14 protein-coding genes and 1 tRNA gene are annotated in these 12,076 nt (G+C 66.4%); 6 read left to right on the forward strand and 9 right to left on the reverse strand.

The features are described from left to right. Nucleotides 1-2: 2 nt before the first annotated feature. From clpS to ASE67_RS13305, 3 genes are all read right to left on the reverse strand, one after another. On the reverse strand, nt 3-353 hold the full coding sequence (clpS, locus tag ASE67_RS13295; RefSeq protein ID WP_082457132.1) for an ATP-dependent Clp protease adapter ClpS: 351 nt from the start codon (nt 351-353) through the stop codon (nt 3-5). A 130-nt stretch (nt 354-483) separates the two neighbouring features. Continuing rightward, nucleotides 484-1,305: a phasin family protein gene (gene phaP / locus ASE67_RS13300; RefSeq protein ID WP_055762206.1), complete on the reverse strand. Its 822-nt coding sequence runs from the start codon at nt 1,303-1,305 to the stop codon at nt 484-486. Nucleotides 1,306-1,421: 116 nt separating this feature from the next. Then, nucleotides 1,422-3,161 carry a PHA/PHB synthase family protein gene (locus ASE67_RS13305; protein WP_055762209.1) on the reverse strand — a complete coding sequence of 580 codons (1,740 nt, stop codon included), beginning with the start codon at nt 3,159-3,161 and terminating at the stop codon, nt 1,422-1,424. Nucleotides 3,162-3,236: 75 nt separating this feature from the next. On the opposite strand from ASE67_RS13305, the gene ASE67_RS13310 reads away from it, so the two are divergent. From ASE67_RS13310 to ASE67_RS13320, 3 genes are all read left to right on the forward strand, one after another. Then, nucleotides 3,237-4,448 carry an LL-diaminopimelate aminotransferase gene (locus tag ASE67_RS13310; protein WP_055762212.1) on the forward strand — a complete coding sequence of 404 codons (1,212 nt, stop codon included), beginning with the start codon at nt 3,237-3,239 and terminating at the stop codon, nt 4,446-4,448. Between the two features lie 106 nt (nt 4,449-4,554). After that, nucleotides 4,555-4,953: an MAPEG family protein gene (locus tag ASE67_RS13315; protein WP_055762215.1), complete on the forward strand. Its 399-nt coding sequence runs from the start codon at nt 4,555-4,557 to the stop codon at nt 4,951-4,953. A 105-nt stretch (nt 4,954-5,058) separates the two neighbouring features. Beyond that, on the forward strand, nt 5,059-5,346 hold the full coding sequence (locus ASE67_RS13320) for a DUF2061 domain-containing protein (protein WP_055762218.1): 288 nt from the start codon (nt 5,059-5,061) through the stop codon (nt 5,344-5,346). Between the two features lie 8 nt (nt 5,347-5,354). Here ASE67_RS13320 and ASE67_RS13325 read toward each other — a convergent pair whose 3' ends face one another. Beyond that, nucleotides 5,355-5,825: a winged helix-turn-helix transcriptional regulator gene (locus ASE67_RS13325; RefSeq protein ID WP_055762221.1), complete on the reverse strand. Its 471-nt coding sequence runs from the start codon at nt 5,823-5,825 to the stop codon at nt 5,355-5,357. Between the two features lie 132 nt (nt 5,826-5,957). On the opposite strand from ASE67_RS13325, the gene ASE67_RS13330 reads away from it, so the two are divergent. Then, a complete protein-coding gene (locus ASE67_RS13330; protein WP_156348617.1) occupies nt 5,958-6,263 on the forward strand; it encodes a CC_3452 family protein in 306 nt (101 codons plus the stop codon). A gap of 52 nt (nt 6,264-6,315) precedes the next feature. Beyond that, nucleotides 6,316-8,406 carry a RelA/SpoT family protein gene (locus ASE67_RS13335; RefSeq protein WP_055762227.1) on the forward strand — a complete coding sequence of 697 codons (2,091 nt, stop codon included), beginning with the start codon at nt 6,316-6,318 and terminating at the stop codon, nt 8,404-8,406. Between the two features lie 98 nt (nt 8,407-8,504). On the opposite strand, the gene ASE67_RS13340 is transcribed toward ASE67_RS13335, so the two are convergent. From ASE67_RS13340 to ASE67_RS13360, 5 genes are all read right to left on the reverse strand, one after another. Continuing rightward, nucleotides 8,505-8,581, reverse strand: a tRNA-Arg gene (locus ASE67_RS13340). Between the two features lie 52 nt (nt 8,582-8,633). Beyond that, on the reverse strand, nt 8,634-9,296 hold the full coding sequence (nth, locus tag ASE67_RS13345; protein WP_055762230.1) for an endonuclease III: 663 nt from the start codon (nt 9,294-9,296) through the stop codon (nt 8,634-8,636). Further along, nucleotides 9,293-10,021 (reverse strand): 4-hydroxy-tetrahydrodipicolinate reductase, encoded by a 729-nt coding sequence (dapB, locus tag ASE67_RS13350; RefSeq protein ID WP_055762233.1) that lies wholly within the window; start codon nt 10,019-10,021, stop codon nt 9,293-9,295. The genes nth and dapB overlap by 4 nt, the downstream gene beginning before the upstream one ends. Before the next feature lie 115 nt (nt 10,022-10,136). After that, complete coding sequence (locus ASE67_RS13355; protein WP_235511906.1) at nt 10,137-10,496, reverse strand: hypothetical protein; 360 nt, start codon at nt 10,494-10,496, stop codon at nt 10,137-10,139. Nucleotides 10,497-10,543: 47 nt separating this feature from the next. Continuing rightward, nucleotides 10,544-11,065: a DUF2306 domain-containing protein gene (locus ASE67_RS13360; RefSeq protein ID WP_055762234.1), complete on the reverse strand. Its 522-nt coding sequence runs from the start codon at nt 11,063-11,065 to the stop codon at nt 10,544-10,546. Between the two features lie 209 nt (nt 11,066-11,274). Between ASE67_RS13360 and ASE67_RS13365 the strand changes: the two genes are divergently transcribed. Beyond that, complete coding sequence (locus tag ASE67_RS13365; RefSeq protein ID WP_055762237.1) at nt 11,275-12,072, forward strand: LytTR family DNA-binding domain-containing protein; 798 nt, start codon at nt 11,275-11,277, stop codon at nt 12,070-12,072. Nucleotides 12,073-12,076 lie beyond the last annotated feature (4 nt).

Consider the following 12,076-nt stretch of genomic DNA (forward strand, 5'->3'; position numbering starts at 1 on the left):
CCTCAAGCCTTCTCCAGCGTGCATTGCAGCGGGTGCTGGTTCTGCCGGGCGAAGTCCATCACCTGTGCGACCTTCGTCTCGGCCACTTCGTAGGTGAAGACGCCGCAGACGCCGACGCCACGCTGGTGAACGTGCAGCATCACCCGTGTCGCTTCCTCCATGCTCATGCGGAAGAAGCGCTGGAGGCAGAGGACGACGAATTCCATCGGGGTGTAGTCGTCGTTCAGCATCAGGACGCGGTAGGGCGTCGGTTTCTTGACGCGGGTCTGCGTCGCGACGCCGAGGCCGGTCGCGTGGTCGTCGTCATGGTCGCGGTCGTCACCGGCCGTCGGGATGCTGGGCTGTCGAGACATGTCGTCGCAAAATATGGCATTGCGGGGCGGCAGGGCAAGGGGGTGCGAACCCGCCTGCGCGCCCGGTGGATGCAAAAAGGGCGACCGCTCGCGCGATCGCCCTCCCTGTCCGTCAAAGTGAACCGGTCGCTTATGCGACGGTCTTCACCTTGTCGGCGGCAACCGCAACGCGGTTGCTGATCGGCTGCGCGGCGTCGCCGGCGAGCTTGATCATCATTTCGGTGGTCTTCGACGCTTCGGCGACGAACGAGTCGAACGACTGGCGCACGAAGTCCGACTGGAGCTTCATGAACTCGGTCGGCGACTTGACCGACGCCAGCGTCTTGGCGGTCGAGGTCGCGTGTTCGAACGACTTGCGGCCATATTCAGCCATTTCCTGGCCGAGCGATTCCAGGCCCTTGGCGGCGATGCGGCTGGCTTCGACCATCGCTTCGATGTTGCCCTTGGCCATCTCGTTCATTTCCTCAAAGCCCTTGGCGCCCTTTTCCATGGCGGCCTTGGCCTTCTCGTTGAAGTCGGCGGTCATCGCCTGCGCCTTGGCGGCGGCATCCTGCGTGAAGGCCTGCGCCTTGTTGGCGGCGTTCTGGGTGGTGGCGGTCGCTTCGTTGGTGACGTCCATGGTCTTTTCCTCGACTTGCGCGGTCACGGTCTCGACCGCCGCGGTGGTTTCCTCGACCGCGTTCTGCGCGGTTTCGACTACGGCTTCCGCCGCCTTGGCCACCGGTTCCGCGACGGGCGCGGGATCGATAGCGGGTAGTTCAACCTTCAAAGGCAATTCGGTCGGCGCGGGCTTCGGCTCGGCGACGAACGGCACCGGCGGAACGTCTGCCTTCACCGGTTCGGCGACGGGCACGGCCGGCGTGGCAGCCTCGACCGGAGCGGTCGCGACCGGGCGGGTGGAACGGGAACTGGCGGGCTTGCGCGCGCCGGTCTTCGGACCTCTCGTGGCCACTCGGACTTCCTCCATCTAGTGCTGCTGCGATGCACCAAATAGCGGAAGTCCATGACCGTTTCAAGACGCGATTTTGTGCAGCGCAACATAAATATGCTGCACGTTTTTACCGGTACTTAGCGCGTTCGCACATACTCACCGGGTGCATCGCACAGTGCCGGTGCGGTGCCGTTGCCGGGCACGCGCGCGCCCTTGGCCGGAACGGTCTTGCCATCGGCCGCCGCGATCCATTTGCGCCAGTCCGGCCACCAGCTGCCCTTCGTTTCCGACGCGCCGGCGACGAACGCCGCCAGCGAGTCCGCCGGCGCATCGTTGGTCCAATAATGATATTTCCCGGCCGAGGGCGGGTTGACCACGCCTGCGATATGCCCCGACCCGGCCAGGACGAAGCGCAGGGGGCCGGTGAAATGCTCGGTCACCTTCCACACGCTTTCGGGCGGGGCGATATGATCCTCGCGCCCGGCCTGGATATAGGCGGGGGTCTTCACCGTGGTCAGGTCGATCGGCACGCCGTCGACGGTCATCGATCCGGGCTGCGCCAGCCGGTTGTCGCGGTAGAGGTCGGTCAGATAGCCCAGATGCCAGTTGGACGGCAGGTTGGTAACGTCGGCATTCCAGTGGAGCAGGTCGAACGGCGCATAGTCGTTGCCGAGCAGATAATTGTTTGTGACATAGTTCCAGATCAGGTCGCGCCCGCGCAGCAGGTTGAACGTCGCCGCCATGTAGCGCCCGTCGAGATAGCCGTCCTTGCCCACCTGCCGGATCATCTTCAGCTGTTCATCATCGACGAACAGCGACAATTCGCCGGCATCGGCAAAGTCGACCTGCGCGGTGAAGAAGGTGGCGGTGGCGACCTTTGCCGCCTCCCCCCGTGCCGTCAGCAGCGCCAGCGTCGCAGCGAGCGTCGTGCCCGCCACGCAATAGCCGATGGTGTGGACCGATTCGACGCCCAGCAACTCGCGCACCGTGTCGATCGCGTCGACCTGCCCACGCACGACATAGTCGTCCCATGTCACGTCCTTCATCGACGCATCCGCCGACTTCCACGACACGACGAACACGCTGAGGCCCTGCTCCACCGCCCAGCGGATGAAGCTCTTCTCAGGCGTCAGGTCGAGGATGTAGAAGCGGTTGATCCACGGCGGAAAGATCAGCAGCGGGATCGCCCCGACCTTCTCGGTCGTCGGGGCATAGTGGATCAGTTCGTAGAGCGGCGTGCGCTTCACCACCTTGCCCGGCGTGGTCGCGACGTTGCGGCCCAGTTCGAACGCGCTGGTATCGCTCTGCGTCATCTGGCCCTTGGCCATGTCGGCCAGCATGTTCTGCAGGCCCTTCAGCAGATTTTCACCGCGCGTCTCGATGATCTTTTCGACGACCAGCGGATTGGTCGCCGGGAAGTTGGTCGGGCTCATCGCGTCGATCAGCCCGCGCGTGGCGAAGCGCAGCTGCTCCTTCTGCTTGGGCTCCACGCCGTCGAGCGCATCGACGCTTTTCAACATATGGTCGGCGACCAGGAAATAGCTCTGGCGGATGAACGCGAACAGCGGGTCGTCATGCCACTGCTTCGCCTTGAACCGCCGGTCGCGCGCACGCTCGGGCGATTCCTCGACCGGGATCGCATTGGCGGGGTCGAGGAAGCGCTGCCACAGCTTCATCGTATCGGCCCAGAAATCGCTCTGCGCCTTCAGGATGCCGGTCGGATCGGGGATCGCCGGGGTTCGCTCCAACAGGTCGATGCCCTGTTCGAGCATCATCTGCTGCGCGCGGCCCAGCATCTGAGTCCAGTGCTGCAGATCTTCCAGCGACATGGCGGGGGCGGGCGGCGGGGCCGGCGGCACGTTCGACTCGGCGGTCATTTTCTTCTCCTGAAGGCAGGCAGGCCTACCCGTTAGTTGCTTCCTAGCGTAAGGACCGCCGTGAAAGGAACGAGAATGTCCGACGAATTCTACCGCATGAAGCGCCTGCCCCCCTATGTCATCGCCGAAGTGAACGCGATGCGGGCGGCCGCGCGTGCCGGTGGCGAGGACATTATCGACCTCGGCATGGGCAACCCCGACCTGCCGCCGCCCGAGCATGTCATCGAAAAGCTGGTCGAGGTCGCGCGCAAGCCGTCGGCCCACGGCTATTCGCAGTCGCGCGGCATTCCGGGCCTGCGCAAGGCGCAGGCGAATTATTACGGCCGCCGCTTCGGCGTCGACATCGATCCCGACAGCGAGGTCGTGGTGACGATGGGGTCGAAGGAGGGGCTGGCCAGCCTCGCCACGGCGATCACCGCACCGGGCGACGTCATCCTTGCGCCCAATCCCAGCTATCCGATCCACATGTTCGGCTTCATCATTGCCGGCGCCACGATCCGCGCGGTGCCGACGACCCCCGACGAGCATTATTTCGAGAGCCTCGAACGCGCGATGGCGTTCACCGTGCCGAAGCCCAGCGTGCTGGTGATGGGATATCCGTCGAACCCGACCGCCGAGGTCGTCGACCTCGCCTTTTACGAACGGGTCGTGGCATTCGCGAAGGAACATGGGCTGTGGGTCATCTCCGACCTCGCCTATTCCGAGCTATATTATGACGGCTGTCCCACCCCGTCGATCCTGCAGGTGCCGGGGGCTAAGGACGTCGCGATCGAGTTCACCTCGCTCAGCAAGACCTATTCGATGGCCGGCTGGCGGATGGGGTTCGGCGTCGGCAACAAGAAGCTGATCGCGGCGATGACGCGGGTGAAGTCGTATCTCGATTACGGTGCGTTCACCCCGATCCAGGCGGCGGCGTGCGCCGCGCTCAACGGCCCGCAGGATATCGTCGAGAAGAATCGCCAGCTCTATCACAAGCGTCGCGATGTGCTGGTCGAGAGCTTCGGCCGCGCCGGATGGGACATTCCCTCCCCGCGCGCATCGATGTTCGCGTGGGCCCCGCTGCCGCCGGCGCTGGCGCATCTGGGGTCGCTGGAGTTTTCGAAGCAGCTGCTGACCGAGGCCAAGGTCGCGGTCGCGCCGGGTGTGGGTTACGGCGAGAATGGCGAGGGCTATGTCCGGATCGCCATGGTCGAGAACGAACAGCGGCTGCGCCAGGCCGCGCGCAACGTGAAGAAATATCTCCAGTCGATGGGGGTCAATACGCCGGCGGGGCGGAACGCGGGGTAACGCCAATTTTCGTCATTCCCGCGCAGGTGGGAATGACGAAGACGGAGCGCCGGAACCGTCCGGTCTGCCGGGCACTTTACCGCCCATCCCCTGACGGAGCGCGCCGATGACCACCCTGCCCCTCGAACTCACCCTGCTCGGCTGGTCGGTCGTGCTGCTGGTGATCGCGATCATGCTGCAGGGGCAGTTGGCGACGCGCGAGCTGGGCGTCGGCTGGAACGCCGGCCCGCGCGACGGCGACCAGCATCCGACGGGCGCGATGGCCGGCCGGGCGCAGCGCGCGCTCGACAATTTCAAGGAAACCTACCCCGCCTTCATCGCGCTGGCGCTGGCGCTGGCCGTCAGCGGGCGGAGCGGCGGGCTGGGCGCGACGGGCGCGCTGCTGTGGTTCGCCGCGCGGATCGTCTATCATCCGCTCTATCTGTTCGGCGTGCCCTATATCCGCAGCCTCGTCTGGGTGGCATCGATGTTCGGGCTGCTGCTGATGCTCATCCGCCTTTTGTGACAAAGTGTTGCTTGCGCGGCCCCATATTTTCCTCGCTACGCAGCGGCGCGCGACTGTCGCACGCCATGGCGCCCGGCATCCCGCGCGGGCGGAGTCGTGTCGCCCATGTTCCTGTTCAAAGGTCTTGAGAGCCATCCGCGCAGCTTCGTGAAGGCGGTGTCGTGGCGCACCGTCGGATCGATCGATACCTTCGTGCTGGGGCTGTTCTTTTCCGGGTCGGCAAAGCTGGCCGGCGCGATCGCCGGGACCGAGGTCCTCACCAAGATTCTGCTCTTCTATTTCCACGAACGCGCCTGGTCGCTGGTCCGCTGGGGGCATCGCCCCGACCCGGCGGCGGACGCTGCGCCGGACAGCGGCGAACCGGCCCCGGCCGCCCTGCCCGCCACCGGCTGACCCGGGGGTCAGTCGCGCACGACATCCTCTTCGACCGCCCAGAGCAGGTCGCACTTGTCCAGCACCCGGCCGTCATGGCTATGCACCGCCACCGTCGCGATCGGGCGGCGGTCGCGTGCATCGACCAGGATCGGGGTCGCGGCGACGCCGGTTTCCCACCGCTCGCCCCATTGGCGCAACGCCACCATCGTTGGCAGCAGCGCCCGCCCCTTTTCGGTCAGGCGATATTCGATCTTGCGCCGATCCGCCGCCACCGCGCGCCGTTCGAGAATGCCATGCCCGACCAGCCGCGACAGCCGGTTGGCCAAGATGTTGCGCGCAATACCCAGTTCCGACTGGAATTCCTCGAAATGGCACAGGCCGTTGAACGATCCACGCAAGATCAGGAACGACCAGCGTTCACCCATCGCCTCCAGCGCGGCGGGCAGGCTGCAGCGGTTGGCCAGTTCGCGCAGCGGTTCTCTGAGGGTCGTCGTCATCGGATACGGTCTAGCCCAACCGCGCCACGAAGGGAAATCAACGTTTTTCGCAAATGCAGCAAACATAGCCATTTGCAACTTACATCGATGTATATTAGCTGCCGATCCATCGAATCGCTGGAGACGCGCATCATGAAGACCTTCGTCCTGCTGGCCGCCGCCGCCCTCGCCCTGCCCGTCGGTGCCACCGCCCAGCCGGTGCGCGGCTACAGCGCGGTGCCGGCCACCGCCCCGACGATCGCGGGCATGATGACGCGCAGCACCCCGTGGAAGTGCGCGGGCGATCGCTGCACCACCAATCGGACCGAGGGCAGCCCGCTGACCATGTGCCAGCTCGCCGCGAAGGAACTGGGGATGCTCACCGCCTTCACCGCCAATGGCGAAGCATTTGCCGCCGAACAGCTCGCCAAATGCAATGCTCGCGCCAAGAGTGCGTGATGTGCGCTAAAAACGGTTGCAATGCACGACCGCCCCGCTCCATCTAGATTCCATGCTGCGGCAGTATGAATTGGTGGAGCGGGTCAAGGCGTATGACCCCGATGCGAACGAGGCGCTGCTGAACCGCGCCTATGTGTTTTCGATGCACGCGCATGGCAGTCAGAAACGGGCGTCCGGCGACCCGTATTTCAGCCACCCGATCGAGGTGGCCGGCATCCTGACCGACCTGCACCTCGACGACGAGACGATCGCGACCGCGATCCTGCACGATACGGTCGAGGATACCGTCGCCACCCACGAGGAAATCCAGGCCAAGTTCGGCGACAATGTCGCGCGGCTGGTCGAGGGGGTGACGAAGCTATCCAAGATCGAGGCGCAGACCGAGAACGAGCGCGCCGCGGAGAACCTGCGCAAGTTCCTGCTGGCGATGTCCGACGACATTCGCGTGCTGCTGGTGAAGCTGGCCGACCGGCTGCACAACATGCGCACGCTCCATCACATTTCGAAGCCCGAGAAGCGCAAGCGGATCGCGCGCGAGACGATGGATATCTATGCCCCGCTGGCCGAGCGGATCGGCATGTACGAGTTCATGAACGAAATGCAGACGCTGGCATTTCGCGAGATCGAACCCGAGGCCTATGAATCGATCACGCTGCGCCTCGAACAGCTCGAGGCCGGCGGCGGCGACCGCGTTACCAAGATCGGCGGCGACCTGAAGGCGATGCTTGACCGCCACGGCATCTCCGCCGAGGTGTCGGGCCGGCGCAAGCATCCCTATTCGATCTGGCGGAAAATGTCGGAACGGCATGTCACGCTGGAGCAGCTGAGCGACATCATCGCATTCCGCGCGATCGTCGATAGCGAGGAGGAATGCTACCGGGCGCTGGGCATCATCCATCGCCGCTGGCCGATGGTGCCGGGTCGCTTCAAGGACTATATCTCGACGCCCAAGCGCAACGGATACCGGTCGCTCCACACCGCCGTCATCCATGCCGAGAATATGCGGATCGAGGTGCAGATCCGCACGCGCGAGATGCATGCGCAGGCCGAGTTCGGGCTGGCGGCGCACTGGGCCTACAAACAGGATGCGGTGCGTCCCGATACGCAGGTGCGCTGGATTCGCGATCTGGTCGAGATTCTCGACAATGCCGAAAGCCCGGAGGAGCTGCTCGAACATACCCGCATGGCGATGTATGCCGACCGCATCTTCGCCTTTACGCCAAAGGGCGAGCTGCACCAGTTGCCCAAAGGCGCCACGCCGATCGACTTCGCCTATGCCGTCCACACCGATCTGGGCGACCAGGCAGTCGGGGCGAAGGTGAATGGCGGCGTCGTGCCGCTACGTACCGAGCTGAAGAACGGCGACCAGGTACAGATTTTGCGGTCGAAGGCGCAGCGCCCGCAGGCCAATTGGCTGAACTTCGCGATCACCGGCAAGGCCCGCGCCGCGATCCGCCGCTATATCCGCCTGCGTGAGCGCGACGAGACGGTGGCGCTGGGCACCAAGCTCTATCAGGAGTTGATCGCCCGCCTGCCCGTCGCCCCGGCCAGCGACGCGCTGGGCGAGGGACTGAAGCGGCTGAAGCTGACCGAGGAAGCGCAGCTGTTCGAAGGGCTGGCGCGCGGCAAGCTGACCGAGGAAGCGGTGATGGAGGCGGTCATGCCCGGTGCCGTCGCCGATCCGAAGGCCGAACCGATCCCGGCGCAGCGCGCGCCGATCGAGATCAAGGGGCTGACCGCCGGCGTCGGCTACGACCTCGCCACCTGCTGCCACCCGGTGCCGGGCGATCGCATCATCGGCATCCGGCGCGGTGCGGGTCGGTTCGAGGTGCACGAGATCGGCTGTGGCGAAATCGAATCGATCGACCCGCATCACTGGATCGACCTGACCTGGGGCGACAATGCCGAGGGGGCGACCGCGCGGATCGCCGTCACGCTGAAGAACGAACCCGGCGCGCTGGGCGCGGTCGCGACCGTCATCGGCGGGCACAAGGCCAACATCCTCGGGCTGCGGCTCGACAATCGCGACACGACCTTCCACACCAACACCATCGACGTGGAGGTCCGCGACGCCGCGCATCTGATGAAGCTGCTCGCCGGGCTGCGCGCGGCGGATGCCGTAAACAAGGCGGAGCGGGTCTAGCCGGCGGACGATCGGTGCCGTCACTGCTGCAAACGGGCGATCGCGGCGCGCCCGCAGCCGGACACGGGTCTTGTCATGCAGCAAAATCGAAACGCCACTGGCGCACCCGAAGGGATTCGAACCCCTGGCCTCTGCCTTCGGAGGGCAGCGCTCTATCCAGCTGAGCTACGGGTGCTTGGCCGTGGAGGCACGCGCCTAGCAAAGCTCGCGCGGCATTGCCAGCCGTTTCAGTCGGTCGCGGACGTCTTTTGCTTCGGCGCCGGTGTTTTCGGTTTGAACGCGCACAGGTCGGCGACCGGGCAGCGCCAGCATTCGGGGCGCCGCGCCTTGCAGATATAGCGGCCGTGCAGGATCAGCCAGTGATGCGCGTGCAGGCGGAACGGTTGCGGCACCACCCGGTCGAGCACCGATTCGACCGCGTTCGGCGTCTTGCCGCGCGCCAGGCCGGTGCGGTTGCCGACACGAAAGATATGGGTGTCGACCGCGAACGTCTCCGCACCGAACGCGACGTTCATGACGACATTCGCGGTCTTGCGCCCGACGCCCGGCAGTTTTTCGAGGGCGGCGCGGTCGGGCGGGACCTGCCCGTCATGGTCGGCGATAAGCGCTTCGGACAGGGCGATGACGTTCTTCGCCTTGGTATTGAACAGGCCGATGGTGCGGATGTGCTGCTTGAGGCCGTCGACGCCCAGCGCGACCATCTTTTCGGGCGTGTCGACGGTGGCGAACAGGGCGCGCGTCGCCTTGTTTACGCCGATGTCGGTCGCCTGCGCCGACAATGCGACCGCGACCAGCAGGGTATAGTCATTGACCGATTCGAGCTCGGTTTCCGGGTGCGGATTGTCCTCCGCCAGCCGCCGGAAAAATTCGAAGACGTCCGCCTTCTTCAAACGCCCAGAACCGCATCCATCGTGTAACGGCCGGCCGGCGCGCTCGCCAGCCACAGCGCGGCGCGCACTGCACCGCGGGCGAACAGCGCGCGGTCGTCGGCGCGGTGGCCGAGTTCGATCCGCTCGCCCTCGCCCGCGAACACGACCTGGTGATCGCCGACGATGGTGCCACCGCGCAGCGAGGCGAAGCCGATCGTGCCGCCGGCACGCGCACCGACCAGCCCGGCGCGGCCGATCACGCCGCTATCCGCCAGGGTGGTGCCCATCCCCTCCGCCGCAGCATCGCCCAGCATCAGCGCGGTGCCCGACGGGGCGTCGACCTTCAGCCGGTGATGGCTCTCTACGATCTCGATATCCCAGTCCGGCCCCAGCCGGCGGGCGGCATCGCGCACCAGCCGCGACAGGAGCGCGATGCCGAGCGAGGTGTTCCCGGTCTGCAGCACCGCGACCTTGGCCGCGGCTTCGTCGATCATCGCGTGATGGCGGTCGTTGAGACCGGTGGTGCCGATGACGATCGGCGTGCCCCAGCTGCGCGCGGCGGCGAGGTTGGCGGCAAGGGCGTTGGGGGAGGAGAAATCGACCAGTACGTCGGCCCGCGCCGCCAGCTCGGCCGGATCACCGCCCTGATCGACCCCGCCGGCGAGCGTTTCGCCGACGCGTTCGATCTCCTGCCCGATCGCGCGTCCCATCCGGCCCTGCCATCCGAAGATACCGATGCTGGTCACTGGTGTTTCGTCCGCCTGCTGCTTGGCGCCGCCCGACGCGACCCCGGCTCGCGCGGTCCATGGCCCCGGCGGCGGGGATGTGCAAGCGATTGTGCCGGGCCGGGCGCGTTACCGCCTAGCGCTCAACCGACGCGACCGGGGCCTCGGCATATTTGGAATCGGCGGGATCGAATTCGGGCTGCGGATCGAAGGTCCGCGAGGTCAGGGCGACATTGCCGAGGCCGAGCAGCTTGAACGTGCCGATCTTGAAGATTTTCGGCGGGCTGCCCGCGCGTTCGACGGTCACCGCATCGACATGCAAGTCGCCATGCTTGGTCCACAGCATGTGCGGCGCGAGGATCATGTCCATGTTGTTATAGCGCACCGACAGGCAGATCCGCTGCATCAGGGCGAAGCGGATGATGTCGCTGAGCGACGCACGCAACTCTTCGGTTGCGGTATCGGTCGCGGACTCGGGTGCGGCGTCGTTGTGCATCGCAACAATTAATAACGATTGCTACCGCTCCCAGCAAGGGGCGGCGATCATCCGAACGCCCAAATCGCCATGACCCGCCCCGGCGTGAAGGCGAACAGGCCCGGAATGACCATCGCCCCCAGGAACATGGCGACCAGCCGGCGGCGATGCCGGGGAATGTCGCCCGCGCGCGCCGCGGCGATTGCGACCCATGCGGCGACCAGCGTCACCGGCACGAAGATGTGAATCCACGACAGGCTGCCATGGTTCAGCACCCGGATGAAGAACGCGCTGATCGCGGTCGACGCCATCAGTGCCATCCAGACCTTGCCCAGCAGCCGGTGCCGCGCCCCGCCCTTGCGCGTCAGCAGGATGTAGAGGCCGAGCGGAATGGCGGGCAGCACGCTCATCAGGTGCACGGCGACCGCCACGTCATGCGCCGCCGGTGCGGTCGGGGCGATGCCGGTCGCCGCACGGACCAGCGCGAGGATGCTGAGCAGGCCGAGCGCACCACCGCTCGCCACCATCACCCCGCGCAGGGCGGGCGAGACGTCGGTCGGGCGGGCGGCGGTCGGGGCGGGTGCGGACATGATCGGCAGTTCCTGTGGTTCGATGTTGCTCCCCTCCTGCCGCCACGCGCTTCGCCCGCAAGGCGATCTGCGTGGATCGTGCCCGCCGCGTCGTGGATCGTCCGCCTTGCCCGTTCGCGATACGTGAAATGGCAGGGGCCGACAGACCGGGCGTGCCAATCGCCGGCGGGCGCGCTATCGGGAGCGGCACCCTCCATACCGAGCCGCCCATGCCCGATGCCCGCCGATTGCTGATCGACCTGACCATCATGACGGTGGTCGGATTGCTGCTGGCGGTGCTGGGGCCGTTCGGCAGCTTCGGCATGCCGTTCGCGGTGCGGCTGGGCTATTGGCTGAGCATCACGCTCGCCGGCTATGCGCTGTATCTGCCCGCGACGGTGGTCGCCACGCGACTGGCCGGGAGGCTGGCGTTGCCGGAGGCGGCGCTGTGGGTCGCGGCCTGTATCGTCGCGACGGTGCCGATGACGGTCGTCGCCTGGGCAGTCGACGGAATGTGGCAGCCGCTGCACCTGCCCACGGCGCAGGGGTGGCTGGCGCGCTATGCCAACGTGCTGATCCTGGGGTCGGCGATCACCTCGATCTTCTGGTTCGGTCGCGCCCGGCGGCGGCCGGCGATGGTCGAGGCGGTCGAGCCGCAGCCAGCCCCCTCCACGCCGACACCGCCGTTTCTCGACCGGCTGCCCGCGCATCTCGGCCGCGACCTGATCGCGCTGGAGATGGAGGATCACTATGTCCGCGCGCATACCCCCGCCGGGTCGACGCTGATCCTGATGCGGATGCGCGACGCGGTGGCCGAACTGGGCGGTATCGACGGTGCGCAGGTGCATCGCAGCTGGTGGGTCGCGCGCGGCCATGTGACCGGCACCGCGCGCGACGGGCGCAACGTCCGCCTGCTGCTGACCGGCGGAATCGAGGCCCCGGTCGCGCGGGGACAGATGGAGGGGTTGCAGGCCGCCGGCTGGATCGGGCGCAGCACGACGGTTTCATCGCGCGCCGCAATCGGCTAGGCGA

The organism is Sphingomonas sp. Leaf23, from assembly GCF_001421585.1.
Classification (GTDB): domain Bacteria; phylum Pseudomonadota; class Alphaproteobacteria; order Sphingomonadales; family Sphingomonadaceae; genus Sphingomonas.

What these genes read in the sequence shown, in the direction of transcription:
- ASE67_RS13355 (WP_235511906.1), bottom strand. Translation starts at nt 10,496, where the DNA reads ATGCACAACGACGCCGCACCCGAGTCCGCGACCGATACCGCAACCGAA.
- ASE67_RS13305 (WP_055762209.1), bottom strand. Translation starts at nt 3,161, where the DNA reads ATGACCGCCGAGTCGAACGTGCCGCCGGCCCCGCCGCCCGCCCCCGCC.
- ASE67_RS13320 (WP_055762218.1), top strand. Translation starts at nt 5,059, where the DNA reads ATGTTCCTGTTCAAAGGTCTTGAGAGCCATCCGCGCAGCTTCGTGAAG.
- ASE67_RS13325 (WP_055762221.1), bottom strand. Translation starts at nt 5,825, where the DNA reads ATGACGACGACCCTCAGAGAACCGCTGCGCGAACTGGCCAACCGCTGC.
- ASE67_RS13310 (WP_055762212.1), top strand. Translation starts at nt 3,237, where the DNA reads ATGTCCGACGAATTCTACCGCATGAAGCGCCTGCCCCCCTATGTCATC.
- ASE67_RS13330 (WP_156348617.1), top strand. Translation starts at nt 5,958, where the DNA reads ATGAAGACCTTCGTCCTGCTGGCCGCCGCCGCCCTCGCCCTGCCCGTC.
- ASE67_RS13360 (WP_055762234.1), bottom strand. Translation starts at nt 11,065, where the DNA reads ATGTCCGCACCCGCCCCGACCGCCGCCCGCCCGACCGACGTCTCGCCC.
- ASE67_RS13365 (WP_055762237.1), top strand. Translation starts at nt 11,275, where the DNA reads ATGCCCGATGCCCGCCGATTGCTGATCGACCTGACCATCATGACGGTG.
- ASE67_RS13315 (WP_055762215.1), top strand. Translation starts at nt 4,555, where the DNA reads ATGACCACCCTGCCCCTCGAACTCACCCTGCTCGGCTGGTCGGTCGTG.
- ASE67_RS13335 (WP_055762227.1), top strand. Translation starts at nt 6,316, where the DNA reads ATGCTGCGGCAGTATGAATTGGTGGAGCGGGTCAAGGCGTATGACCCC.
- clpS (WP_082457132.1), bottom strand. Translation starts at nt 353, where the DNA reads ATGTCTCGACAGCCCAGCATCCCGACGGCCGGTGACGACCGCGACCAT.